The sequence below is a fragment of the Alcaligenes sp. EGD-AK7 genome (assembly GCF_000465875.3).
Classification (GTDB): domain Bacteria; phylum Pseudomonadota; class Gammaproteobacteria; order Burkholderiales; family Burkholderiaceae_B; genus Alcaligenes; species Alcaligenes phenolicus.
In genome coordinates this window covers 14,703-40,517 of record NZ_AVOG02000056.1, presented here as the reverse complement: position 1 = coordinate 40,517, position 25,815 = coordinate 14,703, and the positions used below count along the sequence as shown (strand labels likewise).

Genomic DNA, 25,815 nt, shown 5'->3' with positions numbered 1-25,815 from the left:
AAGCGTGCTCCTCAAACAGCACGCCCCTTGCACCCCGCATCTGGCCCCTGCCCGCGGCGAATAACCTGACTCGCCCGCCGACCTGCCCCGGCCCTCAATAAAACAAAAAGAGGCTTACTGCTGCCACCCTATATTTATCTGAAGGGATACTTCGGCACGACGGTTAGACAACGGGCAATACTGCCATCACGATATGACGGGATCTCGCAGCTGTGGCAGCATCAACGAGGTTTACAGAAAATCTCATTTCCATCGGGCTGAAATAACTTGCTGCTGTCGTTTTCAGTGCACAAGCTGCAATGACTGGATGACACACTACAAGCCATAAGTAATGCAAGGGAGGGACGACCAACTACGTAATTAATTCGGGATGGTTTCATCAGGCCGTAAGGTCAATACGCGCACACCACTGTCTGTCACCGCTACCGTGTGCTCAAACTGTGCTGACAGCAAGCCATCGCAAGTGCGCACGGTCCAGCCATCTTTCCCGGTTTGCACCGCAGGGCCACCTTGATTCAGCATGGGTTCAATCGTGAACACCATGCCCTCTTTCAATCGCAGTCCTGTGCGCGGCATGCCCCAGTGCAAAACTTCAGGCGCTTCGTGCATTTCCCGCCCGATGCCGTGCCCACAGTAATCACGTACAACGGAATACCCATTCTTGCGTGCGTACTGGGAGATGGCAAACCCCACATCACCCAAAGTCGCGCCGGGGCGTACGGCTTGTATACCTTTCCACATCGCCATATAGCAGGCATCGACCAGTTTTTGCGCAGCAGGAGTCACCTGCCCCACCGTGTAGGTTTTGCTGGAATCCGCAATAAAACCGTTCTTCTCCAGGGTGATGTCGAAATTCACGATATCCCCCTCTTTCAGTACATCCGTCGTGGACGGCATACCGTGACACACGACTTGATTAGGCGATGAGTTCAGAACATAGGCATAACCGTACTGCCCTTTGCTGGCGGGCCGGGCTTGCAGCTCATGGACGATGTAGCTCTCGACCAGATCATTGATCTGCATGGTGTTCATGCCAATCAGATCTAACTGATCCAGGCGCGTGAACACTTGAGCCAGCAAACGGCCCGACTCGGCCATCAAGGCAATTTCATCTGCCATCTTGATCATGCTGACTCCACCTGATCCAGAGGCACGGCAGGCTCACCCAAACCAGCCGCCTTCATTTCACGGGCGACAATCTCGTTAAAACTCATGGTCGGGTTCAGTTCGCACAACAACCCCATACGTATCCAGAAAGCCGCCTGCGCATTGATGGAGCGACATGAAACCGTACTCGCCTTGCGTAGCTGGTCGTGCAGCTCGTCATCAATATTCACGATACCCATTTTTCAATCCTTATATGATCCATATACGAATCATATAATCCGCAAAATCAGGACGCAAGTAGAAGCTGACTGAAAATCCTGATCCAGCTTCATGCCCCCACAAGACTATTTCCAGCCTTCTCACCCCAAAGGGCGGCCTGTCTGCAACAAGTCCTCCCACATGATCCCAGCTTGCTTGTGGCTCACGGGAGGCTGGGCGTTATAATGCCCGATTCCTCATTTTCAATGGCCCGCGGGATATACACCCGTCACGGCTCCTTCTATGACCGACACCACAATCTCTACCCCCGCCAGCGCGGATGCTGCTACCAAGCCTGCCCGCAAGCTCTTCATTCGCACCTTTGGCTGCCAGATGAACGAGTACGACTCCGAAAAAATGGCCGATATCCTGAATCAGGATCGCCCCGTGGAGTTGACCACCAACCCCGAAGAAGCAGACATCATCCTGTTCAATACCTGTTCGGTACGCGAGAAAGCACAAGAAAAGGTGTTCTCGGATCTGGGCCGGGTTCAGCATTTGAAAGCGCTCAATCCCGATCTGGTCATTGGCGTAGGTGGCTGTGTGGCCAGTCAGGAAGGCGACACGATTATTCGTCGTGCTCCCTACGTGGATGTGGTGTTCGGACCACAAACCTTGCACCGCCTGCCCGAGCTGATCGTCAAGCGCCGCAACAGCGGCCGCTCGCAAGTGGATATCAGTTTTCCTGAAATCGAAAAATTCGACGCCCTGCCTCCCGCACGCGTGGAGGGTTATTCCGCCTTTGTGTCCATCATGGAAGGCTGCAGCAAGTACTGCAGCTTCTGTGTAGTGCCCTACACCCGTGGCCCCGAAGTCTCCCGTCCCTTTGACGACGTACTGATGGAAGTGGCTGACCTGGCCGACCAGGGTGTGCGGGAAGTGACGCTGCTGGGCCAGAACGTGAACGCCTACCGTGGCCCGACCGACGTCGCTGGCGAGATTGCCGACTTTGCCATGCTGCTGGAGTACGTGCACGAGATCCCTGGTATCGAGCGCATTCGCTACACCACCTCGCACCCCAAGGAAATGACCTCGCGCCTGATCGCCGCCCACGGCAATCTGCCCAAGCTGGTCCCCTTTCTGCACTTGCCCGTACAGGCCGGCAGCGACCGTATTCTGGCTGCAATGAAACGCGGCTACACTGCGCTGGAGTTCAAATCCATCGTGCGCCGCCTGCGTGAAGCGCGTCCCGACATCGTCTTGTCCTCGGACTTTATTGTGGGCTTTCCCGGTGAGACGGAAGAGGATTTCCAGAAGACACTGAAGCTGATTCGCGATGTGAATTTCGACCAGTCTTTCTCTTTTGTGTATTCGCGTCGCCCCGGCACACCGGCCGCCGACCTGGAAGACAACACCAGCAAAGAAGAAAAGCTGGACCGCCTGCACCGCCTGCAAGCGCAAATCAACGAGCAGGCCCAGGCCATCAGCCAGGCCATGGTCGGCAGCGTACAACGCATTCTGGTCGAAGGCACCTCGCGCAAAGACGACTCGGAACTGAAAGGCCGTACCGAAAACAACCGCATCATCAACTTCCCCGGCGACCCTCGCCTGATCGGACAAATTGTGGATGTGCACGTGACCCAAGTACTGACCAATACCTTGCGCGGAGAAATCGTGACCCATGACCGGGTTGCAGGAGCCTGATCCATGACTAGCCAACGCCGCCGCATGCCCACTTCCTTGCGCCTGGACGGGGACAATACCCATCTGGCCAATATGTGTGGCCCCTTGGACGAGAACATCAAGCAGATTGCCATTGCCTATGACGTCACCCTGCGTCGGCGTGGCAGTCATGTTTCGATTGAAGGCGAGCGCGCGGAGGAGGCTGCCAAAGCCATTGACTGGTTCCATTCGCGCGCCGTGCACCGTGCGCTGAATATCGACGATATTCAGTTGGGCCTGGTTGAGCTGGGCGCCAGCCGCCGCCACGAAAAAGAGGAAAAGCCCGAGCCCCTGCCCGAGCTGCCCCCCGTAGGCCAGGAAGAAATTTCCCTGCGTACCGCCAAACGCGACCTGCGTCCTCGCACACCCGGTCAGCGCGAATACCTGCGCAATATCCTGAACAATGACATCAACTTCGGCGTAGGCCCGGCCGGGACTGGCAAGACCTGGTTGGCAGTGGCCTGCGCCATCGATGCGCTGGAGCGCGAATCCGTCCATCGCTTGGTGCTGACACGTCCTGCTGTCGAGGCGGGTGAGCGCCTGGGCTTTTTGCCAGGCGATCTGGCCCAGAAGGTAGATCCCTATCTGCGCCCTTTGTACGATGCTTTGTATGACTTGATGGGTGTGGAGAAGGTACAGCGCCTGTTCGAAAAACAAATCATCGAAATCGCACCGCTGGCCTATATGCGCGGCCGCACGCTGAACCATGCTTTCGTGATCCTGGACGAAGCCCAGAACACCACGCCGGAACAAATGAAAATGTTCCTGACGCGCATCGGTTTTGGCAGCAAGGCGGTGATTACCGGCGACCCCACTCAGGTGGACTTGCCCAAAGGCCAGCGCAGCGGCTTGAATCATGCCGTCAAGGTGCTGGAAAACGTGCAGGGTATTTCCTGCTCGCGCTTTAGCAGCCGTGATGTCGTGCGCCACCCGCTGGTTGCGCGAATTGTGGACGCCTACGAACGAGCCGGTGATGCCTGATCTGTCCCTGAGCGTCCAGTACGCTGTTGATTGCCCCGAGCTGAGCCGCTCCCGTATCCGCCGCTGGATGCAGCGCACGATTGATATGGCAGTCGAACGCATCCACCCCGAAGATCGCTTCACCGCCCTTTCCGCCACCTTGCGTATTGTGGACGCCGAAGAAGGCCAGAGCCTGAACCTGAGCTACCGGGAACGCGACTACGCCACCAATGTGCTGACCTTTGAATATGGTCAGGACGAGGACGGCGTGGTCCACGGCGATATCGTCTTGTGCCTGCCCGTGCTGGAGCGTGAAGCCCAGGAACAGCAAAAGCCATTTCTGCACCATGCCGCTCATCTGGTGGTGCACGGCTGTCTGCATTCCCTGGGTTACGACCACATTGAAGAGGACGAAGCCCAGGACATGGAAGCGCTGGAAACCGCTGTTCTGGCCAGTTTGCGCATCCCTGATCCCTACCAGGAGCGCTAGCTCGCCCACTTGTCACAAAGGGCCTCCCATCCCTGACAAAGCTGCGCCAATCCTCACTTGCCTTCCCGCATTCCGAATGATGACAGGTACATACCTTGTCATCATTTTTCGGTTATGCTTGTTTCTTCCTTAACTCGTCCTTCGGACAATGTCAGACTCTGCTCCCGACCCCGAGCCCCGCCCTTCCAAGGCCAGCTCAAACAATCCCATCTCTCGCTTAAGTGCTTTTTTCAATCGGCGTCACGAACCCGAAGACCGAGAAGACCTTAAGTCTGTCCTGGTTGCGGCCCACGCCCGCAAAGTTATCGACGACGAATCGCTGTCCATGATCGCCGGAACACTGGATATGGCCAACAAAACAGTGGCCGATATCATGGTGCCCCGATCCAAGATCGATATGCTGGACATCGCCAAACCGTTGACCGAGATGCTGCCCATCATTATTGAAACGGGCCACAGCCGCTTTCCGATCTACGAGACGGAGCGCGACAATATCATCGGTATCTTGCTGGCCAAGGACCTGCTGCTCTCGATCGCCAATCCCACGCTGGATTTGCGCCCGCTGATTCGCCCTGCGGTATTCATTCCCGAGACCAAGCGCCTGAACGTCTTGCTGCACGAGTTCCGTGGCAGCCGCAATCACCTGGCCGTCGTTATTGACGAGCACGGTGGTACAGCAGGCCTGGTCACCATGGAAGACGTGCTGGAACAAATTGTGGGCGACATCGAAGACGAATACGATGAAGACGCCGAGCAGACCATTTTCCAGGCCGGCCCCGACAGCTGGCGTGTCATGGCACTGACTGAAATCCCCGATTTCAACGAAGCCTTCCAGACCCACCTCCCTAACGACGACTTTGACACCGTAGGTGGTTGGCTGGCGTCCGAATTGGGACATATCCCTCGCCGGGGCGATGTGGCCCAGCTTGATGGCATCAGCCTCACGGTTGTCCGTGCGGATGCCAAACGAGCCCTTTGGTTGCACGTTCAGCGAGCCACACCCGCCGAGCCTAATCTTGAACAAGCCTGATTCCAAACCTTTACCCCAGGCGCTTGGCGTCGCTTTACTGCTGGTCCTGGGGGGCTTGCATGCCCTGTCCTTTTCCATTGGCCCGCTGCCATCCTGGATTTTGCCTTTCTACCAGATCACCCTGCTGGCCATTGCCTGCTCGCAGATCATGGGTTCGACGTCCGTGCGCCAGGCCTTTGGTCGCAGTTATCTGTTTGGGCTGGGGCATTTTGGCGTAGGGATTTACTGGCTGTACATCAGCATGCACCAGTATGGTGGCATGCCCTCCTGGATGGCCGCCCTGGGCGTTTTGCTACTGGCTGCCGCCCTGGCCCTCTTTCCTGCTCTTGCTTCAGCGGTTTGGCAAAAACTGCGCCCCAAGCACGATAGTGATTCCTGGCTACCACGATTATTGTTATCAGCAGGCTGGGCAAGCTGCTGGGCATTAAGCGAATGGCTGCGCGGCAATTTGCTGACTGGCTTTCCTTGGTTGAATATCGGCTACGCCCACGCAGAAGGGATGTTTACCGGCTGGGCACCCGTTGTGGGTGTGTATGGCCTGGCCTGGCTGTCGGCTTTCAGCGCCGCCGTGATTGCCCAGTTTGCCGCCTCCAAAGACAAGAACCAAAGCCCTTCCAGCGCGATCGGCATTGGTATCGCCATGATTTTTGGCCTGATCGGGATCAGTCTGCCGCATATTGCCTGGGTCCAGCCCCATGGCGCGCCCTTTATTGCCCGCCTGGTGCAAGGCAATATCGATCAAAGCGCCAAGTTCGGCCCCAATATGAGCGAAGGCATAGAGCGTTATTACGAGCTGGCAAACCTGCCGGCCAAGACCCCCGAAGACGCGCCGCGCCTGATTGTTCTGCCTGAAACCGTTATCCCCGTATTGCAAAACCGCCTGGAAACCAGCTTCTGGTTGCGCTGGACGGAACTGGCACAGCGCCATCAAGCCAATCTGGTGCTGGGTGTCCCCATGGACCGTGGCACGGTCAACGGCAAGCTGAGCTACACCAACAGCGCCTTGCTGATCAGCCCCGAGACTCAGCCCCAGGACATCATCAATAGCACGGCCAGCTACTACGACAAGCATCATCTGGTGCCTTTCGGCGAATTCATCCCCACCGGCTTTCAATGGTTTGTGGACATGATGAATATCCCGCTGGGGGACTTCCATCGTGGCGCCTTGCCGCAAGCGCCCTTCAAGATGGCAGAGGGGCGTGTTGCCCCCAACATCTGCTATGAAGACGTGTTTGGTGAAGAGATCATCCAGGCCGTGCAAGGCAGTCCTGGCCAGGAAGGCGCTACCTTGCTGTTGAACATCAGCAATCTGGGCTGGTTTGGCGATTCCTGGGCCTTGAGCCAGCACTTGCAGATCTCACGTATGCGGGCTCTGGAAACAGGCCGTCCCATGCTGCGTGCCACCAATACCGGCATGACAGCCGCCATTGATCCTTATGGGCGTGTTCGTGCAGCTCTGCCGCCCCTGACGCCGGGTGTGCTGGATGTGGAAGTTCAAGGCACAACAGGCCTGACTCCCTACGTGAAATACGGCAATCTGCCCTTCTTGATCTGGGCAGGCCTGCTTCTGATTATTTTTGCCTGGCGCTCTCGTCGTCAGGACTAAGCACCAACAAACTCACCACAGGCTTTGCGGTAGCGGAGACTCCCTGAAAGGATTCTGCTATTGCAAAGCCTGCGGTGCATTCGGGTACAAGCGCGCGGCAAAACCACCGGCACGCTCCCGATTCCAGGTCTTGCACCAGTCCACGAACTCATCCGCCGGGATAGGCGTAGAGCACAAGTAGCCCTGCATATAGTCGCAACCGGCGTTGTTCAACAAATCCAGTTGCTCGTGACTGGTCACACCTTCTGCCACTACCCGCAAGCCCAGCTTTTGCGCCATGACAATCATGGCCTGAGTCAGCACCAGATCCTCGCTGCTCAGGGCCAGATTGCGGATATAGCACTGATCAATCTTGAGCACATTGATGGAAAACCGCTTCAGGTGCGACAGAGAGGAGTAGCCGGTGCCAAAATCATCCAACGCCACACTCATGCCGTACTCACGCAAGGAGCGCAACTGCTGCAAGGCTTGCCCCTGATCGTCCAGCAACAAGCGCTCGGTAATTTCCACCACCAGCGCATCACCCGGAATGCCTTGGGTTTGCAGATACTCCACCCACTCGCGCGCGCAGGAGCCATTGAGCTTGAACTGCGCGGGCGAGACATTCAGGCTGACCCGGAAACCGGGGTCCAGCTCGTTGCGTAGTTTCACCGCGGCCTGGGCAGCCGTCTCGAACACCCATTCGCCAATCAGCACAATCAGACCGGAATCTTCGGAAAACGGAATGAATTCTGAAGGGGGCACCAAGCCCAACTGCGGGTGTTCCCAGCGTATCAAGGCCTCGGCACGGGTGACCTGCCCTGTACGCAAATCCACAATCGGCTGGTAATACAGCTGGAACTGCTGCTCGCTCAGGGCCTTTTGCAAATCCTGCGAAAAACGCAAGCGCGCTTCCACGGCTTCGCTCATGGCAGGCAGGAAGCGACAGTATTGATTGCGGCCGCAAGCCTTGGCGGCGTACATGGCCATATCCGCATTCTTCAAAAGCTGGCCGGCATCATCGCCATCTTCGGGGAACAGCGTGATTCCCAAACTGGCGGAAACAGACACCGAGTTCTTGCCCAACTGGAAAGGCTCTTCAATCGTGTCCAGCAAACAGCGACAAGTGCGCTCCACAATCGAGGTATCGCTGATATCCGAGATGATGACGGTAAACTCGTCACCACCAATACGGGCCACGGTATCCGTTACCCGCACACAGCGCTGCAAACGCTGGGCGACTTCCTGCAGCAGGACGTCGCCCTTCTCGTGCCCCAAGGAGTCGTTCACATCCTTGAAAAAATCCAGATCCATAAAGATCAGCGCGAAAGGCAAGCCTGTGCGACGCGACTGCTCGCGCGCTTGCTGCAAGCGATCCTGGAACATCTGCCGATTGGGCAAGCCCGTCAAATGATCGTAATGCGCCTGCTTCCACATCTGCGCTTCACGCTTCTTATGGCTGGTGATGTCGGTGAACAAGCCAATATGGCGATACACCGTGCCATCCGGGTTCCAGGCAGTGCTGATGGTCAAACGCTCGGCAAAATCCTCGCCGTTCTTGCGTCGATTCCAGATATCGCCCTGCCACCGCCCGGTTTCCGAAATCTCGCGCCACATTTTGCGGTAGAACTCCGTGTCCTGACGTCCCGAGTTCAGGATAGACAAGGTGCGGCCCCGCACTTCGTCCAGCTCGTAGCCGGTGATGCGGCTAAACGCCGGGTTGGCATCTACCACATGGCCAAAACGATCCGTCACAACAATGGCTTCGCAAGTGTTCTCGTACACCACGGCCGCCAAACGACCCGTCACTTCGTTGCGCACCCGCGTGGTGATGTCCTGCACTACTGCCACCATGCCCATACGACCCTCGAGCTCGATGGGAATGGCACAGATTTCGACATCAATGGATTTGCCGTCATAACGCAATGCCCGCGTTTCATAGCGCAAACTGCTGCCACCAGAACGCGAATCGGCCACCACTTGAGTCAAAGAAGGAAATCGCGGCGACAGAAAGACTTGATCAACCGTGAACTCCTGGCGCAATTGTGCACGGCTATATCCCAATGTCTCTGCCAGCTTTTTATTGACGAAATCAAAGCGGCCATCGCGGGATAAATAAACTCCCAATAAAGGGTTGTGGCTCAAACTGCGGCATATGGCGTTGAGCTGGGATAAATTGCGCTGCTGAATAGAAAGCTGCGCATCCAGCTGTTGAATCTGCAAACCGCAGTAATTCAAAATCTGCGACAAATAACGCGTTTCACTAGTGCCTGAACTGGTGCTTTTCGCACGGTAATTGCCGCCAGTAAAAGCCTGGCCTTGAGCCACCAGCTGTCGCAAGGGATCGGCTGCCCAGGCACGCAACATGAAGTAGGACAGACACAGCGCGATCAAATCCAGACCCAGCATGAAGAACACCGTCCAGCGGTGCTGCGAGCGGATACTTTCACGCGAGGCATCAAACGCATCCAGCAATTGCTGGGTGTTATGACGAAACAACGAGTCTTCCGCGTTCAGGCTGGCCGCTGGCAGGAGCACTTGCTCGGAGCTGACCGGAAAATCCAGACGCATCAAGCGCCGCTGCCATTCATTACTTAGTTGGGAGACCAGCCCCAGCAAGGGCTTGTCCAGCGGGACCAGGACCACACCATCGACTACTCCGCCATCGCGTAACAACTGCACTACCCCTTGGAACTGCTGATCCAAGTGGCGCAAACGGGCAGGCGTCGAACTGGAAGGCGCGGCCAGCGCCACGGAATAGCTGATATCAGAGAGCTGGCGCAGGAGGCCGCTACTTGCCTGCAGGCGAATTTCTGCCTGGTTTTGCTTGTAAATGACAGTAACCGTTGCGGAGATCAACAACAGCCAGACCAACAGCACCCAAATCAGCAAAGCACTCAAACTGATTCGTCTTTGTGCATCCACTGGAACAGGCAGAGGTGATGATATGCACTGCTTTGCTGACATAGCGCCATTAAATAAAAAAATGCAGGCTAAGTGAGGGGCCTACAAAACGTAATTATTGCAGGTGAAATGTTACTCAACGAAGCATACCATCATTAGATTACAGAGCAGCGCAAATTTCTCACAAACCCTGCATTTATGCGCCTAAGAAGGGAATTAGACGAGCCTGAAAGGGACAAAAAAACGACGCTAATAGTTGAAAGCATTTCCTTCTATTGAGCCACAAATGAAATGTTATGACACAAAGAAGATACAAAACTCCGTATAAAACAAAAAGATACACGCCCATTTCAGGCACGCCCTTAGCCCTGTTTTCGGCTTCCGCACGCCGGGGGTATCGCCTCCTCTGCCTGCCCCCTGCCCCCCCTCTGGCAGCACCTCTGAAGTTTTTTCACTTTATTCTGGTTTTTTTCTTCAAAAGACTTGCACAAAGACGAAAACACCTTCATAATCTCAATTCTTCGTTGGTGGTCGACAAAAAGAACACCGAAATGGGGGTATAGCTCAGCTGGGAGAGCGCTTGCATGGCATGCAAGAGGTCAGCGGTTCGATCCCGCTTACCTCCACCAAAAAACGAAGATTAGCTGTAGAGTCCTGTCCCCTTCGTCTAGAGGCCTAGGACACCACCCTTTCACGGTGGGTACAGGGGTTCGAATCCCCTAGGGGACGCCAAGATTCTTGGCACCGCTGCGGAGCGGTAGTTCAGTTGGTTAGAATACCGGCCTGTCACGCCGGGGGTCGCGGGTTCGAGTCCCGTCCGCTCCGCCAAAAAATTTAAAAATCAGTCCTGGACTGGTTTTAGCAGTTTGAAGTGGCAAGCCTCGTCAAGCCTGACACTTATTTCGATACTTCGGTTTTTTGACGCAGTTAAAAAACGAAGTAAAGAAAATTGGGGGTATAGCTCAGCTGGGAGAGCGCTTGCATGGCATGCAAGAGGTCAGCGGTTCGATCCCGCTTACCTCCACCAAAACGACGATTTAGTTGTAAGTCCTGTCCCCTTCGTCTAGAGGCCTAGGACACCACCCTTTCACGGTGGGTACAGGGGTTCGAATCCCCTAGGGGACGCCAAGATTCTTGGCACCGCTGCGGAGCGGTAGTTCAGTTGGTTAGAATACCGGCCTGTCACGCCGGGGGTCGCGGGTTCGAGCCCCGTCCGCTCCGCCAAAAAATTCAAAAAGCCTGATAGATTTCGATCTGTCAGGCTTTTTTCATTGGTGGACTCCCGGCCTGCAAGCATGCGCACCAGAACACCTCTCTCAGCCTCTGGTGCCTATCGCTCGTCTACGAATACCGTGCAAAGAAAAACCGATAAGCACTAATGCCCCTCCAAACAGGCATACCGCATGCCACCCACCCAGACGCCAGGCAATACCAGCCCGACCAGCAAAACCACCGCCTGCCCCAGAATCAATTTTCTACGGTCAATCCGGTCTCCAAGAGGGACCAGAAAAAACAGGCCGCAAACAAACCCCAACTGGGTCGCCATCGGGGCCAGATTAATCAGCCCTCTTTCCTGCGAGAATGCCTGTTGCAACAGTTCCAGAAGCGGCTGGTTGTAATAGACATTCGAGACAAATACGCCAGGCATCTCCCATCCGAACAACCATACGCATCAGCCACCTTGCAAAAAGCGCTATCCCTGGCACGCTCTCAACAAGCCAAAGCCTGGAAGGTCAGACTCAAAGCATGATCCCATCCTGCGGATGCCCTGCTGCCTGCTCAAGCCATCGGCTGATCTAAAAGGTTTGCCTGTCAAGAAGAGTCCCATCAAGCAAAAAAACGGGATATGTGGCCTCAATTTACTTGCCGCGGCTTAACAAGGAAGTTAATGTATTGCGTTATCGTTACTTCAACATTCAACTTCTATGCCAGCCAGTACCCTGGGCCAGCGTGGTCCGACCGAGCATCATCGCCGCGAACAGATCATTGAGCAGGCCAATACGCATTTCCGGCTCTACGGGTATCGCAAGACCTCTGTTGCCAGCCTGGCCAAATCCATAGGCGTGTCCAGCGCTTATCTCTATCGTTTTTTCGACTCCAAGCAGGCTATCGGCCAGGCGATCTGCCACTCTGTGCTCAAAGGCATGCACGTGCAGCTGCAACAGATTGTGGAGGGCGACTTGCCCCCTATCGAACGTCTGCGCCACTTCATTGAAACCGCCTGCACGCTAAGCCTGGAGCTGTTCTTGCAGGAAGGCCGCATGCAAGAAGTGGTCATTGAAGCGCTGCAAAACAATTGGACAACAGTGGACCAGCACAGAGAAGATTTGCTGACCCAAATCACCGCCCTGGTGCGCGCGGGCCGTGAAAGCGGCGACTTTGAACGCCGCACGCCCTTGGACGAGGTGGTTCAAGGCATCCTGTTTGCCTTGACCGCCTGTCTACACCCTGTCTTGCTGGAAATACATCCGCCTGAAAAAACCCGCCAAGGTTTGCTGGTGGTAACGCAGCTTATCCTGCGTAGCCTGATGCCTTGAACGTCACGTCCCAAGTTACAGTTCATCCAACTATTTACCTACCCGGAGTCCTGCATGGCTCTTTTTCGCTCTCTTAGCCCTGTCTTGAGTTTGTCCGCCGCCCTTGTACTGATGGGGTGCAGCCAGCAGACACAGGAGGCCGACCCTCGCACTCAGGCTCCTTTGGTCATTCAAAGCGTGATTCAGCCCAAGGCCGATCAGCAACGACGTTTCCTGGGGCTGGTCAGCGCACGGGTGGAAAGCCCGCTGGCATTTCGGGTAGGCGGCAAGATTGATACGCGCAAAGTTCAAAACGGCGAGCACGTTGAAAAAGGCCAGCTCTTGATGACGCTGGACCCCAAGGATCTGCAACTGGATTACCGCGCCCGTCTGGCTGCCGTGCAGGCCGCCCAGGCTCAGGCCGAACAAGCCCAGTCAGATTACAAACGCTTGTCCCTGCTGGTGGAGCAAGGCGGTGTTTCCCGTCAGGCGCATGAACAAAGCCAGAAGGCACTGCGTAGCGCACAGGCAAATCTGAAGTCCGCCCAAGCACAAGCTGAAATAGCCCGCAACGCCGACCAATACAGTTCCCTGAAAGCAGAAGCCAGCGGCATCATTACCGCCCAGATTGCGGATGTTGGCCAAGTTGTCAGCCCGGGGCAAGCCGTGCTGCGCCTGGCCCAGGACGGCCCACGTGATGTCATTGTCAGCCTGCCCGAACAATGGGATATCCCGCTGGGTACTCGCGCCACCATTGAACTAACGGACTCCCAGGAAAGCCTGCCCGCCCAACTGCGCGAGTTGGCCCAATCCTCTGACCCTGCAACCCGCAGCTATCAGGCCCGCTTTTCCTTCGAGGGCGAGAATGTCACCGCAAGACTGGGTTCCAGCGCCATTGTGCATTTGACGCCCCCGGATGCAGACGCCTTGAATCAAGTGCCGCTGACTGCAATTTACGATGCGGGTAAAGGGCCCGGTGTGTGGGTAATTGATGATCAGAAAACCGTGCACTGGCAGCCCGTGACCATTGCCAAGCTTGCCCAGGAACACGCTTACCTGTCCCAAGGCCCTGAAGCCGGTACGGCCATCGTGGCGTTGGGCGCTAACCTTTTGCATGAAGGCCAGGAAGTTCGTCCTGAAACACGCGAGGTCAAGCAATGACAGGCCGCTTCAATCTCTCCGCTCTGGCGGTGCGTGAACGGGCCATCACGCTGTTTCTGATCATTGCTCTGGCAGCGTCCGGCATTTACTCCTTCGTGAAACTGGGGCGAGCCGAAGACCCGGCTTTTACCGTGAAAGTGCTGACCGTCACCGCCATGTGGCCCGGAGCCACTGCCCAGGAAATGCAGGATCTGGTGGCCGAGCCCATGGAAAAGCGCATGCAGGAACTGCGCTGGTTTGACAAGGTAGAGACGGTTACTCGTCCCGGCACAGCCTTGATGGTGGTGACCCTGAAAGACACCATGCCGCCCGCGGACGTTCAGAGCGAGTTCTATCAGCTCCGCAAGAAGCTGCAGGATCAGGCTCCGCGCTTGCCCAAAGGCGTGCAGGGGCCGTTTGTGAACGACGAATACTCGGACGTGTCCTTCAGCCTGTTCGCGCTGCAAGCCCCCGGTCTGCCACCGCGCCTGCTGACTCGCGAGGCCGAGAAAGTACGCAGCCAGCTACTGCAAGTCCCCGGCGTCAAGAAGGTGAATATTCTGGGCGAGCAAAGCGAGCGTATTTTTGTCGATCTGGACGAAGCCAAGCTGCACAATCTGCAGCTCAATCCTCAACAGATTCTGGAAGCCTTGTCCAAGCGCAGTGCCATGACAGCCAGTGGTGCCATCAGCACCGATGGCCCGCGTATTCACATGCGCCTTAGCGCCGGGCTGGAGGATGTGGAGGCCATCAGCAATACCTATATCTACGTGCAGGGTCATAATCTGCGCTTGGGCGACATTGCCACTATCAGCCGTGGTTACGAGGACCCACCCAGCTTCGAGATTCACCACAACGCACAATTTGCCATGTTGCTGGATGTGGTGATGCAGGAGGGCTACAACGGCCTGTATCTGGGCAAGGATCTGGAAAAGGCACGGGAAGATATTGCCGCTGCCCTGCCCCTGGGCTTCTCCCTGGAGACCGTCACCAACCAGTCGGTGAACATTGCCTCCGCCGTAGGCGAGTTCATGTTCAAGTTCTTCGCGGCGCTGAGCGTGGTGCTGCTGGTGTGTCTGGTCAGCATGGGCTGGCGGGTCGGGATTGTAGTGGCTGCCGCTGTGCCCCTGACGCTGGCCATGGTGTTCGTCATCATGATGATGACAGGCAAGGTGTTTGATCGGGTAACGCTGGGCGCGCTGATTATCTCGCTGGGCCTGCTGGTGGACGACGCCATTATTGCGATCGAGATCATGATCGTGAAAATGGAAGAAGGCATGGACCGCCTGAAAGCCGCCGCCTATGCCTGGAACCATACGGCAGCCCCCATGCTGTCCGGCACCCTGGTGACGATTATCGGCTTTCTGCCGGTGGGTTTTGCCCGTTCCTCTGCCGGGGAGTACGCCGGCAATATCTTCTGGATTCTGGCCGCTGCCCTGCTGACCTCCTGGCTGGTTGCGGTGGCCTTCACTCCCTATATGGGCGTGAAATTGCTGCCCGCCATTCCAGCCCGTCCCGGCGGCCATCAGGCCATTTACGACACCCCCAATTACATGCGCCTGCGCCGCATGATTGCCTGGTCGGTACACCACAAGTTTCTGGTGGCCGGAATTGTGGTGGCGGCCTTCGTGCTGGCGGTTGTAGGCATGGGTTTCGTCAAACAGCAATTCTTCCCCACCTCCGACCGACCCGAGCTGCTGGTAGAAGTGCAGTTACCCGAGGGCAGCAGTATTCAGTCCACGCAAGCCGTTACTCGCAAGGTGGAGAGCTGGTTGCGCGAGCAGCCCGAAACCAAGCTGGTCACCAGCTATGCCGGGCAAGGCGCACCGCGCTTTTTCCTGTCCTACAACCCTGAACTGCCTGATCCCTCCTTTGCTCGTCTGGTGGTGCTGACGGCTGATCACCACGACCGCGATGCGCTGCTGCAACGCTTCCGCCAAGTGGTGGCCGATGGCCTGACACCAGAAGCGCGTGTCCGTGCCACTCAGCTAGTGTTCGGGCCATCCACCAAATACCCGGTGGAGTTCCTGGTACGTGGCCCTGATCTGGACAAGCTACGTGATATTTCCGAGCAGGCCATGGCGGTGATGCGGGCCGACAAGGACATGCGTCAGGTGAACGTGGACTGGGGTTCGCGCGTACCCGTCCTGAAGCTGGACGTAGACCCACAACGTCTGCAAGCCTTGGGTTTGAATCGCCAGAGTCTGGCCGAACAAATCCAGTTGCAGCTGGATGGCACAACCGTTGCGGAATACCGCGAGGACCTGCGTAATGTGCTGGTTGTGGCGCGCAGCTCGGCCAGCAACCGCCATGACCCAACTCGCCTGTCCGGCCTGACCGTCATGAATGATCAGGGCCAGAACCTGCCCTTGGAGCAAGTCGGCAAGCTGGAAATCATGCAGGAAGAACCCAAGCTGGCCCGTCGCAACCGCCTGCCCACCATGACCGTGCGAGGGGATATTGCTCCGCACGTGCAACCGGCAGAAGTGGCCAACCGGGTGATGAAGGAGTTTGCCTCCTTGCAGGCTTCCCTGCCCCCTGGCTACCTGATCGAGATGAGCGGCATCACCGCCGAGGCCAAGAAGTCCAATGACGCGCTGCTGCCCGTCTTCCCGGTCATGATTGCCTTGATGCTGCTGGTCATCGTGATTCAGGTACGTTCGCTCTCGAACATGATCATGGTGTTCCTGACCGCCCCCTTGGGCTTGATTGGCAGCGTGCCCGCCTTGCTGATTTTCCAGCAACCCTTTGGTTTTACCGCGATTCTGGGGCTGATCGGTCTGGCGGGGATCCTGATGCGCAATACCTTGATTCTGATTGAGCAGATCAAGACCAACCGGGCTGAAGGTACCTCACCCTACGATGCCGTGATTGAAGCCACTGTGCAGCGTGCCCGCCCCGTCATTCTGACGGCGCTGGCGGCGGTACTGGCCTTCATTCCGCTGTCCTTCTCCGTGTTCTGGGGCTCCATGGCCCTGACGCTGATCGGCGGTACAGCCATTGGCACCATCCTGACGCTCTTGTTCTTGCCCAGCTTGTATTCGATCTGGAATCGAATCCAGGATCCACGCGCCTCATAACTTGCTTGAAGGCTGAAACTGTGTAAATAATGGATGCATGGTTTGAACACAAACAAACCATGCATCCCACTGCCAGTCTTGTGGGTCCAGAGAACAGAACGACGCAAGATAGCTTATGTCTACACAGAAAGACCTGCCCGCCGCCCTGTCTCACGCTTTCGAGAAGGCGATCTACCGTATACACAGCCCAAAGGGCGATATGGACGTGCGCATCGGCCAGCTCAACCGCCCTCTGAATCAATTACTGGAACAAGAAAACAGCCGTGGGGCGGCAATTTTGACCGCCTGCAATCCAGGCGCGCAAATTTGCAGCCGTGCCTTTAACGATGCGGTTCAGGAAAGCTTGCTGCGCGATTTGCAGAAACTGGATCTGCGCTGGTGGCCCGCCGTGAATCTGGACCCCAAGGGCAAATGGCCGGATGAACCCAGCCTGCTGGTGCTGGACATCAGCCTGCAACAGGCACGCTGGCAAGCACGCCTGTTCAAGCAATTGGCTTTTGTCTATATACCGCTCAATGGCAAGCCGCAGCTGCATCAAGTGCAGCAGCGCCTGCCGGTGTCTGATCAAGCCGCTTCAAACAGCCCCGTTCCCTTCTAAGCGCTGACGAAAGTCTTCAGCAATGGCGGCACCTTTCAGCCGCCCTTCCGGCAAGACCTGCGCCCAGGCGCGCCACTCGTGGCCGGTTGCTACCAGCACACCGTCCATATTGAAGACTTGATATTCAAGCTTGAAGCGCCGCTCCAGCCATTGAGCCACCTGCACGCAAACGCGAATCTCGCGATCATAGGTAACGGGTGCGCGGAAGTTGGCACCGACATCCACCAAGGGCGTTACCGCATCATATTCCTGGCGCAAGATACGCTGACTCAAGCCTGCCTGCCGCAGCCACGCCTGATACGTGCAGTCAAACCAATAAAAATAATTGGGATAGAAAACAATCCCGGCCTCATCGCAATCACCCCATTCCACAGTGATGCGGCGCTCGAACACGTGCATGTTTATCCTTTTGCAAAATCGCCTGCCAGTTTACCTCGGATAAAAAGGTGGAAACCACGGTAATCAGGCACTGAATCAGCCGCTGAAACATTTTGCAAATACTGCCTTTGAAATAGTTTGTATCCCTCACAATAATTGAAATTAAGCGAAGTTAGCGACAATTTCGTCTAAAAATCACTGAAATAGGCCCCATAGCGAGACAAGCCTCCGGAGCCTGCCAGCCCCAGGAGTCGTCTTTCACAGGCAGAAAACCTAGCATAGCTGCGTCACTGAATAAGGTAGCCTGCCATGTCTGTAAATACCCCCGCACCCTGGACGATTCGTCGCATCATGGAGCTTTACGAGCTGCCCTTTATGGACCTCGTGTTCCAGGCGCAGACCGTACATAGACAGCACCACCCGGCCAATCAAATCCAGCTCTCCAGCCTGCTCTCCATCAAGACAGGCGCCTGTCCCGAAGATTGCTCCTACTGCCCGCAATCGTCCAAATACCAGACCGAGCTGGAACCTGAACCCTTGATGCCCCTGGAACAGGTATTGGAAGCGGCCCGCGCCGCCCAAGCACAGGGTGCTCAGCGTTTTTGCATGGGTGCCGCCTGGCGCTCTCCTACCGAAAAACAATTGGACCAGGTAGTTGAGATGGTCAGCGCCGTCAAAGCGATGGGGCTGGAAACCTGTGTCACCTTGGGCATGCTCAAAGACGGTCAGGCGCAACGCCTGAAAGATGCCGGGCTGGACTACTACAACCACAATCTGGACACCTCCCCCGAGTTCTATGGCCAGATCATCAGCACGCGCACGTACCAGGACCGCCTGGACACGCTGGAACGCGTACGCGCAGCCGGTTTGAACAGTTGCTGCGGCGGGATTATCGGCATGGGTGAAAGCCGTCGCGAGCGTGCTGGCCTGTTGGCTCAGCTGGCCAATATGCGCCCCTACCCCGAGTCCGTACCTATCAACCAATTGGTGAAAGTGCCGGGCACGCCGCTGGACCAGGTCGATGATCTGGACCCCTTCGAGTTTGTACGCACAATTGCCATTGCACGTATCCTGATGCCCACCAGCGCCGTACGCCTGTCGGCGGGACGAGAAACCATGGATGACAGCACTCAAGCCCTTTGCTTTATGGCCGGTGCCAACTCCATTTTCTATGGCGAGCAATTGCTGACTACCGGCAACCCGCAGTTTGTGGCGGACCAGGGTCTGTTTGCCCGCCTGCAACTGGAAGCGGCCAAAACCACGCTGTCCGAACCCCCTTTGTCATTGGAACAAACCCGTCCACGCGCTATGGTCGAGGCCCTCTAACATGCTCACTCTGATCGCCAGCATTCTGTGCAGTGTTGCCGTTTCCATTCTGCTGAAAGTCGCTCGCCAGCGGCAGATCGATGTCGCCCAGGCCATCATGGTTAACTACGGCGTGGCAGTCACCTTGAGTCTGGTATTGCTGCAACCGCATCCCAGCAGCCTGCTGAATCCTGCTACCCCCTGGTGGATTCTGATTGCCTTGGGTGTGCTCTTGCCCAGCGTCTTTCTGTTCATGGCGGCGGCAGTGCGGCAAGCCGGGATTGTGCTGAGCGATGCTGCCCAGCGCCTGTCCCTGTTCATTCCCTTGTTGGCGGCCTTTCTCTTGTTTGGCGAGCAACTGGCTGGTCAGAAACTGCTGGGCATCGCCCTGGCCCTGATTGCCTTGCTGTGCCTGCTGATACGTCCGCGGCAGGCCAGTAGCCAGGAAGCAGGCTGCGGGCATCCTGCCCTGATGCTGCTGGCTGTGTGGCTAGGCTATGGCGTGATCGACATCATGTTCAAGCAGCTCTCCAGAGCCGGTGCAGCTTTCTCCAGCAGTCTGGTGGTGTCCTTCTCGCTGGCCGGTGTGCTGATGCTGTGCTGGCTGCTGGCCAAGCGCACCAGCTGGCATAAAGGCAGCCTTTTAGCCGGTCTGGTGCTGGGCCTGCTGAACTTCGGGAATATTTTCTTTTATATCCGCGCCCACCAGATCTTCCCGGAGAACCCCACTCTGGTGTTCTCGGCCATGAATATTGGCGTGATTGCCATGGGTGCCGTCATCGGCGCGGGCTTCTTCAAGGAAAAGCTCAGCGCGCTCAATATGGTGGGGGTTGCCCTGGCCATTGGCGCTATCGTGGCCCTGATTCCGCGGTGAACAATATCGGGCATGTCTCATACATGCCCGCGTAAACGCACTATACGAGAATTCTTATATTTGACATTTAAAACTTCAGGAACCGCGGCTTTTCATCTCCTGTAGATTAGAAAAAAACGATTTTTACCGACGCCCACGTCGGAGACTACACAGGAGACATGATCATGACCGGATTTACCCGTCGACAGTTACTGCTGGCCGCCGCTTCCGCTGGAGCCGGCGCACTGGCTGCCCCTTGGCTTGGCCGCAGTGTGCTGGCGGCCAACAAACCCGTCGTTGCCGCCCTGTTCTGCGGCCACATTGATGACAACGGCTTCATGCAAGCTGGTTATCAGGGCTTCAAGAAGGCCATGGACCAGTTGCCTATTACCGGCCACTACAAAGATCAGGTGGCTAACGAAACCCAGGCGCAAATTGCCGCTCTGCGCGAACTGGCAACACAATACAAACCGGCCTTGCTGATCGCCCACGGCGGTCAGAACACCGATGCTGCCCTGGCCGTTGCCAAGGAGTTTCCGGATACCCGCTTTGTGATCACGCAAGGTGCCGTCACTGCCAGCAATCTGAGCAGCTATGACGTGCGTCAGGAAGAGTCAGCCTGGCTGGCCGGTGCCTATGCCGCCCTGATGACCAAGACCGGCGTGGTGGCCCACCAGTCCGGCATACGCGTGCCCCCTGGTTTGCGCGCCCGCGCTTCCTATGCCGCTGGCGTCAAGCATGCCAATCCGGATGTGAAGCTGCTGACAAACTTCTCCGGCAACCAGGATGATATTGAGCTGGCCGCGCGGGTCACCCAGGCACAGGCCAAAGCTGGTGCAGACATCATCTACACCATGCTGAACAAAGGCCGTAGCGGCACAACGCAGGCCTGCCGTGAACTGGGCATCAAAGAAATTGGTAATGTGATCGACTGGGTCGCCCGTGAGCCCGACGTATTCGTCGGTTCCGCCTGGGCCGATGTAGGCATTGGCGTATTTGAAGCTTGCAAGGATCTGAGCGAAAACAAGTTCGAGTCCGGCAAGATCTTCAAGGTTGGCCTGCAGCAACCGGATGCGGTGCGCCTGATCATGGCCCCGGACACACCGGATGCCGTGCGCCAGCGTATTGCAGCGCTGCAGCAGGATATTCTGGCTGGCAAGATTGAGGTTGAGGCCGAATTCAACGGGCCTGAGTTCCAGACTTAAGATCCGGGCAGAAATAAAAAACCCAGGCTTGGCCTGGGTTTTTTTATGAGTGAATCATGCTCGTAAACCGCTATGAGAACATGCTCGATTCTGGCGGCGACCTAAGGGGCTGGATCTGAGGGTTTACGTGCTTTCTCTGCGTCTTTCTCAGCGCTCGAGCTTTCCACATCTGCCGCGCTCCCAAAAGCATCCAAGCCTTCAGAATTCACAGAGCTTCCCGAGCTTCCCGAGCTTCCCGAGCTTCCCGAGCTTCCAACAACAGGATCAGCCCGTTTGTCGTCCTCGGCAAGTGTCGCCTCTGCAGCCTCATCTTCCGCCTTGCGCTCCGCAGCCGTGCTTTCCGTCGTTGCGGGCACCCGCTCTTCAACAGGCGGCAGATCCTCGAACACAGGGTCGTGCGACACGTCAGAGCTGATATCTACCCGTGGGTCCAGTGCCACCGCCGCAGCCGAGCTTTGCAAGCTGTCTGGCATAGGCACAAAGGTAGTAGGCGCATCCTGGCTCAAGTGATCGCCCAGTACCTTTTGCGGGCGGACCAGCAGAACCAAAGCCAAGCCACAGGCTGCCACGAAGATGTAGTACAGATTGCTGCCAATATAAGACATCAGGCCGCCGGCAAGCAGCGGCCCCAGACAGGCCCCCAAGCCATAGACCATATACAAAATGGCGCTCAAGCCAACTCGCCGCTCCGGATCCACGTTGTCATTGGCGAAAGCCGCGCCCAAGGGGTACAGCGTAAATTGCAGAATCCCGAACAACGCCGAAAAAATCAGCAGAAACCAGAACGGGGCCTCAAACCAGCCCCACAAAGGAATGGCCAAGGCCAGCAAACAGATCGCGTTAATGCGGATCAGTTTGACGCGATTCATGCGGTCCGCCAGCCAACCCACCGGCCATTGGGCCAGCACACCGGCGGCCACAGACACGGCGACAAACAAGGCAGCCTGCTCATTGCTTAGATGAACGCGCACCGCATACACGGGCGCCAGACCATAAAAGGCCCCGGTCAACATACCGGCGACCAGCAGCACCATCATGGACAAGGGCACGCGGTCCAGGTAATAGCGTGCGTTAATGGGCGCGGGTACTTGCAAGGGTGGGTGACTGCGACGGGTAATCGCCACCGGCACCAGACTGAAGGCCGAACAGATCGCCACAAATACCAGCGGCTCGTAATTCAGATGCGGAAACAGAGTCAGCGACAACTGCCCCAGCACGGTGCCCAGGCTGGAGAACACCATGTAAAAGGCAAAAATGGTGCCGCGTTGACTATTGTCGCTTTGCTCGTTCAGCCAGCTTTCAATCCCCATGAACTGCACCACCATGGCCGCACCCGCCAAAAAGCGCAGCAGCAGCCAGACGTACATGGAATCAACCAGAATCTGAACCAGCACACAGATGGTGACAATAGCAGCACTGGCGGCGTACGCCCGAATATGACCCACGCCCATGATCAGGCGGTGACCCATACGAGCACCAAATACCAGGCCCAGGTAATACACCGCAATCAGCCCGCCAATCCATACCTCTGACACCGAGATGGCCGTCAGGCGCACCCCCATGAAGGTATTGAACAGGCCCGAGCTGAGCAAGAGCATCAGGGTCGCAAAGTACAGGGACGAAAACGCACCCACCGATGACAGCATCCAGACATCCTAAAAAAACCGCGGCACCGGCCCCCAACTCTCGCTACCATCCAGATTCCGGCCTGGGTTTTGCGACAGGAGCACGGTAAAAAAAAGCGCCAGCTTGCCGCCAGCGCCTTGCAATCCTTCTATCCCTCGCCACGCCGGACTGGCGGGGGATCAGATACTTACGACTTTACCTGTTTCAACAGGGTGTCTGCATCCGATGTGTGCAGGCCGCCGTCGTTATCAATGTTCAATTGTTTGACAACACCGTCTTCCAGCAAGGCAGAGAAACGCTTGGAGCGCACACCCAGGCCTTTGGACGTCAGGTCAAATTCCAGACCCAATGCTTTGGTCCAGACAGCACTGCCATCGGCCAGCAGACGTACTTTGCCATTGACGTTCAGGGACTTGCCCCAAGCGCCCATTACGAAAGGATCGTTCACTGCCACGCACCAGATCTCGTCTACGCCGGCAGCCTTGAACTCGTCTGCCTTGGCAATAAAGCCAGGCAAGTGCTGCTCGGAGCAGGTGGGGGTGAAAGCGCCAGGAACGGCGAACACGGCAATTTTCTTGCCTTTAACCAGATCAGCCACCTGAAAGTTGTTGGGGCCCATAGGGCAGCTTTCTGTGGCGGTTTCAATGTACTCGCTAAGGGTCGCGTCTGGAACGCGCGCACCGACTGAAATGGACATAAGGTCTCCGTATGAATAAATACCGCCAGTATGGCGGCCCGAACTACCTATGATACTAATAGACTGGCCTGTCTTAGCAAATAACACTTATCAGTACGTTTCACAGGGCTACAAAACCGCGCGGGGTCTGGACACAAAAAAAGCCCCCACGCTACGCCTTCGGCTTGCTGCCCCCCGAGGGGGAGTTTTTTGTCTTGGGACGGCCCAGCGACAAAAAAAGCCCCCACGCTACGCCTTTTGCTTGCCGCCCCCCGAGGGGGAGCGTTTGCCTTGGGACGGCCCAGCGACAAAAAAAAGGCCGGGCTTTTTGCCCGGCCTTCAAGGTGATTCACGTCTTGCGCAGCTTGCATCAAGCCGTACTGCCACATCAGGGGCTCACCTTGCCCTGCTCGCGGATAGCGATCAGGACTACTACAGCCATCCCATCATGCGGGGCAGCCAAAGCGTAATTTCAGGTACGAAGGTAATCATCAACAGGAAGGCCAAACCAGTCAGCAACCAAGGCAATGTGGACTTGGTAACTTCGGTCAGGCCCAACTTCGATATGCTGGACGCCACATACAGGTTCAAGCCCACTGGTGGTGTCGCCAGCCCAATCTCCATGTTCACCACCAGCATGATGCCAAAGTGAACCGGGTCCATGCCCAGCTTCATGGCGACAGGAAACAGGATGGGAGCCATGATCAGAATCAGTCCCGAGGGCTCCATCACCATACCGATCACCAGCAACAGGACGTTCACGAACAGCAGGAAGGCGATCAGGCCCATGCCTTGCGACACAATCCATTCCGCAATGGCTTGTGGAATCTGCTCGGAGGTCAGAATGAAGGCGAACATGACCGCGTTGGTGATGATGTACAGCAGCATGGCACTCATGGCTGCCGATTCCAGCACGATACGTTTGACCTCGCGCAGCTTCACATCCTTGTAGACCCAGACCGCAATCACAAAGGCGTAAACCGCACTGATAGCTGCTGCTTCGGTAGGCGTGAACACACCGGAGTAAATCCCGCCCATCACGATAACGATCAACATCAGCCCCCAGATGGAGTCCATGAAGGCGCGCCAGCGTTCTTTGTAGGAAGCACGCGGCATACGGGGGTAGCCCAGTTTCCAGGCGCGGAACATGGTCGTGGCACCCAGGAGAAACGCCAGGATCAAACCCGGAACCACACCGGCAATAAACAGCTGACCGATAGAAGCCGTGCCAACTTTGACCCCATCCGGACCTTCAACCATCATGCCGCTGGTTGCCACGGCATACATCACCATCACAATCGAGGGTGGCAGCAAGATGCCCAGACCGCCGGAGGTCGCCACAATGCCAGTCCCGAATTGCACGGGGTAGCCTTGTTTAACCATGGCCGGAATCATGATGGAACCAATAGCCGCCACGGTAGCAGGCGAGGAGCCACTGATCGATGCAAACAGCGCGCAAGCCAGTACAGCAGCCAAACCCATACCGCCGGGCAAGTGGCCGACCATGGAAGCGGCAAAGCGAATCATGCGTTGTGCGACCCCGCCATGCGTGAGGAAGCTACCGGCCAGGATGAAGAACGGAATCGCCATGATCTCGAACTTCTCGATCCCGGTGAACAGCTTGAGCGCAATACTGTCCATAGGAACTTCGGTCATGGTGAACAGGAACCCCATCACCGTCAGACCCAGGGCAATCGATACCGGCATGCCTGTCAGCAACAGGATAGCCAGCAAGGCAAAAATAATCAGGGCGGTCATGCGCGCGCTCCTTCGGATTCAGACACACCGCGCTCTGTTTCAGCGATCAGATCCGCCGCAGGCTCGTGATGAGGCAAATGGCCCGTCTGGATAAAGTTCATCAAGGCTTGCAGGAAGCGGAAGCACATCAGCAAGGAGCCCGCAGGTACCGCCAGATACACAATCCACACTGGCACTTCCAGGTCAGCCGACACCTGGGCTGTCTGGGCAATGCCGTAGACAAAGCGGCCACCAATCCAGGCAACAATGGCTGTGAACAAGGCACCGGCGAACAGGGAAATCACCACCAGCAGATGACGCCAGCGTGGGCCCACAGCGTTCACCAGCACGTCCACACCCACGTGGATACCAACACGAACGCCGTAAGCGGCGCCGAATTTGGCCATCCAGACAAACAGGTAAATGCACAGTTCCTGTGCCCAGAGCAAATTGACGCCGGCCACGCTTCGATAGGTAGAACGGGCCATGGCGGTAATGGACTCATAACCCTGAGCCCGCGACCAGGACACCAGATCCGCCAGCAGGCTGACCGAGTAGCGCTGGCAGACCGCTACAAAAATAATCACTACGGCCGCCACCATCAGAAATGAGATGAAAATTTCCTCAAAGCGGTCCAGAAATCGTAAAAACATGGGTAGCTCCAGACTACAGTCTGCCCGCCCGGGGGCCGGGCAGACACAAGCA

Annotated in this window: 21 protein-coding genes and 6 tRNA genes; 18 read left to right on the top strand and 9 right to left on the bottom strand. The window is 56.7% G+C overall.

Annotated elements, in window-relative coordinates:
• Window positions 1-360 precede the first annotated feature (360 nt).
• Window positions 361-1,128, bottom strand: coding sequence for a type I methionyl aminopeptidase (map, locus tag N879_RS15905; RefSeq protein ID WP_009463847.1), 768 nt, complete (start codon window positions 1,126-1,128; stop codon window positions 361-363).
• The gene (locus N879_RS15900) at window positions 1,125-1,346 is read right to left on the bottom strand and encodes a ParD-like family protein (protein WP_009463848.1); all 222 of its coding nucleotides are present in this window, start codon (window positions 1,344-1,346) and stop codon (window positions 1,125-1,127) included. Before N879_RS15900 ends, map begins: the two co-directional genes overlap by 4 nt.
• Window positions 1,347-1,608: 262 nt before the next feature.
• On the opposite strand from N879_RS15900, the gene miaB reads away from it, so the two are divergent.
• The 5 genes from miaB to lnt all read left to right on the top strand — a co-directional run bounded on the left by miaB (window position 1,609) and on the right by lnt (window position 7,113).
• Window positions 1,609-3,009, top strand: a complete 1,401-nt coding sequence (gene miaB, locus N879_RS15895; RefSeq protein WP_009463849.1) for a tRNA (N6-isopentenyl adenosine(37)-C2)-methylthiotransferase MiaB — start codon at window positions 1,609-1,611, stop codon at window positions 3,007-3,009.
• Between the two features lie 3 nt (window positions 3,010-3,012).
• Window positions 3,013-4,008: a PhoH family protein gene (locus N879_RS15890; RefSeq protein ID WP_009463850.1), complete on the top strand. Its 996-nt coding sequence runs from the start codon at window positions 3,013-3,015 to the stop codon at window positions 4,006-4,008.
• The gene (gene ybeY / locus N879_RS15885) at window positions 4,001-4,477 is read left to right on the top strand and encodes an rRNA maturation RNase YbeY (protein ID WP_022983424.1); all 477 of its coding nucleotides are present in this window, start codon (window positions 4,001-4,003) and stop codon (window positions 4,475-4,477) included. Before N879_RS15890 ends, ybeY begins: the two co-directional genes overlap by 8 nt.
• Window positions 4,478-4,625: 148 nt before the next feature.
• On the top strand, window positions 4,626-5,507 hold the full coding sequence (locus N879_RS15880; RefSeq protein ID WP_009463852.1) for an HlyC/CorC family transporter: 882 nt from the start codon (window positions 4,626-4,628) through the stop codon (window positions 5,505-5,507).
• Window positions 5,494-7,113 (top strand): apolipoprotein N-acyltransferase, encoded by a 1,620-nt coding sequence (gene lnt / locus N879_RS15875; protein ID WP_009463854.1) that lies wholly within the window; start codon window positions 5,494-5,496, stop codon window positions 7,111-7,113. The genes N879_RS15880 and lnt overlap by 14 nt, the downstream gene beginning before the upstream one ends.
• A 57-nt stretch (window positions 7,114-7,170) precedes the next feature.
• On the opposite strand, the gene N879_RS15870 is transcribed toward lnt, so the two are convergent.
• Window positions 7,171-9,993, bottom strand: a complete 2,823-nt coding sequence (locus N879_RS15870) for an EAL domain-containing protein (RefSeq protein ID WP_009463855.1) — start codon at window positions 9,991-9,993, stop codon at window positions 7,171-7,173.
• A gap of 556 nt (window positions 9,994-10,549) precedes the next feature.
• Between N879_RS15870 and N879_RS15865 the strand changes: the two genes are divergently transcribed.
• The 6 genes from N879_RS15865 to N879_RS15840 all read left to right on the top strand — a co-directional run bounded on the left by N879_RS15865 (window position 10,550) and on the right by N879_RS15840 (window position 11,220).
• Window positions 10,550-10,625 (top strand) — tRNA-Ala (locus N879_RS15865).
• Window positions 10,626-10,652: 27 nt separating this feature from the next.
• Window positions 10,653-10,728: transfer RNA gene (locus tag N879_RS15860), tRNA-Glu, on the top strand.
• A 19-nt stretch (window positions 10,729-10,747) separates the two neighbouring features.
• Window positions 10,748-10,824 (top strand) — tRNA-Asp (locus N879_RS15855).
• Window positions 10,825-10,947: 123 nt separating this feature from the next.
• A tRNA-Ala gene (locus N879_RS15850) sits at window positions 10,948-11,023 on the top strand.
• A 25-nt stretch (window positions 11,024-11,048) separates the two neighbouring features.
• Window positions 11,049-11,124: transfer RNA gene (locus tag N879_RS15845), tRNA-Glu, on the top strand.
• A gap of 19 nt (window positions 11,125-11,143) precedes the next feature.
• Window positions 11,144-11,220, top strand: a tRNA-Asp gene (locus N879_RS15840).
• 151 nt (window positions 11,221-11,371) lie between these two features.
• On the opposite strand, the gene N879_RS15835 is transcribed toward N879_RS15840, so the two are convergent.
• Window positions 11,372-11,644 (bottom strand): hypothetical protein, encoded by a 273-nt coding sequence (locus tag N879_RS15835; RefSeq protein ID WP_009463856.1) that lies wholly within the window; start codon window positions 11,642-11,644, stop codon window positions 11,372-11,374.
• A gap of 277 nt (window positions 11,645-11,921) precedes the next feature.
• Here N879_RS15835 and N879_RS15830 point away from each other — a divergent pair, with 277 nt between their 5' ends.
• The 4 genes from N879_RS15830 (at window position 11,922) to N879_RS15815 (ending at window position 17,330) form a co-directional block, all read left to right on the top strand.
• The gene (locus tag N879_RS15830) at window positions 11,922-12,533 is read left to right on the top strand and encodes a TetR/AcrR family transcriptional regulator (protein ID WP_009463857.1); all 612 of its coding nucleotides are present in this window, start codon (window positions 11,922-11,924) and stop codon (window positions 12,531-12,533) included.
• Window positions 12,534-12,587: 54 nt separating this feature from the next.
• Window positions 12,588-13,673: an efflux RND transporter periplasmic adaptor subunit gene (locus tag N879_RS15825; protein WP_009463858.1), complete on the top strand. Its 1,086-nt coding sequence runs from the start codon at window positions 12,588-12,590 to the stop codon at window positions 13,671-13,673.
• Window positions 13,670-16,732 carry an efflux RND transporter permease subunit gene (locus tag N879_RS15820; protein WP_009463859.1) on the top strand — a complete coding sequence of 1,021 codons (3,063 nt, stop codon included), beginning with the start codon at window positions 13,670-13,672 and terminating at the stop codon, window positions 16,730-16,732. The genes N879_RS15825 and N879_RS15820 overlap by 4 nt, the downstream gene beginning before the upstream one ends.
• 115 nt (window positions 16,733-16,847) lie before the next feature.
• Window positions 16,848-17,330: a DUF3293 domain-containing protein gene (locus tag N879_RS15815; protein ID WP_009463860.1), complete on the top strand. Its 483-nt coding sequence runs from the start codon at window positions 16,848-16,850 to the stop codon at window positions 17,328-17,330.
• Here N879_RS15815 and N879_RS15810 read toward each other — a convergent pair.
• Window positions 17,307-17,729 (bottom strand): acyl-CoA thioesterase, encoded by a 423-nt coding sequence (locus N879_RS15810; RefSeq protein ID WP_009463861.1) that lies wholly within the window; start codon window positions 17,727-17,729, stop codon window positions 17,307-17,309. The genes N879_RS15815 and N879_RS15810 overlap by 24 nt on opposite strands.
• A gap of 288 nt (window positions 17,730-18,017) precedes the next feature.
• Between N879_RS15810 and bioB the strand changes: the two genes are divergently transcribed.
• The 3 genes from bioB (at window position 18,018) to N879_RS15795 (ending at window position 21,071) form a co-directional block, all read left to right on the top strand.
• Window positions 18,018-19,034: a biotin synthase BioB gene (gene bioB, locus N879_RS15805; RefSeq protein ID WP_009463862.1), complete on the top strand. Its 1,017-nt coding sequence runs from the start codon at window positions 18,018-18,020 to the stop codon at window positions 19,032-19,034.
• 1 nt (window position 19,035) lies between these two features.
• On the top strand, window positions 19,036-19,887 hold the full coding sequence (locus N879_RS15800; RefSeq protein ID WP_022983422.1) for an EamA family transporter: 852 nt from the start codon (window positions 19,036-19,038) through the stop codon (window positions 19,885-19,887).
• Between the two features lie 164 nt (window positions 19,888-20,051).
• Window positions 20,052-21,071: a BMP family protein gene (locus N879_RS15795; protein WP_031232971.1), complete on the top strand. Its 1,020-nt coding sequence runs from the start codon at window positions 20,052-20,054 to the stop codon at window positions 21,069-21,071.
• 101 nt (window positions 21,072-21,172) lie between these two features.
• Here N879_RS15795 and N879_RS15790 read toward each other — a convergent pair whose 3' ends face one another.
• The 4 genes from N879_RS15790 to N879_RS15775 form a co-directional block, all read right to left on the bottom strand.
• Window positions 21,173-22,717 (bottom strand): MFS transporter, encoded by a 1,545-nt coding sequence (locus tag N879_RS15790; protein ID WP_009463865.1) that lies wholly within the window; start codon window positions 22,715-22,717, stop codon window positions 21,173-21,175.
• A 167-nt stretch (window positions 22,718-22,884) separates the two neighbouring features.
• A complete protein-coding gene (locus N879_RS15785) occupies window positions 22,885-23,394 on the bottom strand; it encodes a peroxiredoxin (protein WP_009463866.1) in 510 nt (169 codons plus the stop codon).
• 411 nt (window positions 23,395-23,805) lie between these two features.
• Complete coding sequence (locus N879_RS15780; protein WP_022983420.1) at window positions 23,806-25,131, bottom strand: TRAP transporter large permease; 1,326 nt, start codon at window positions 25,129-25,131, stop codon at window positions 23,806-23,808.
• The gene (locus N879_RS15775; RefSeq protein ID WP_009463869.1) at window positions 25,128-25,763 is read right to left on the bottom strand and encodes a TRAP transporter small permease; all 636 of its coding nucleotides are present in this window, start codon (window positions 25,761-25,763) and stop codon (window positions 25,128-25,130) included. The genes N879_RS15780 and N879_RS15775 overlap by 4 nt, the downstream gene beginning before the upstream one ends.
• Between the last annotated feature and the right edge of the window lie 52 nt (window positions 25,764-25,815).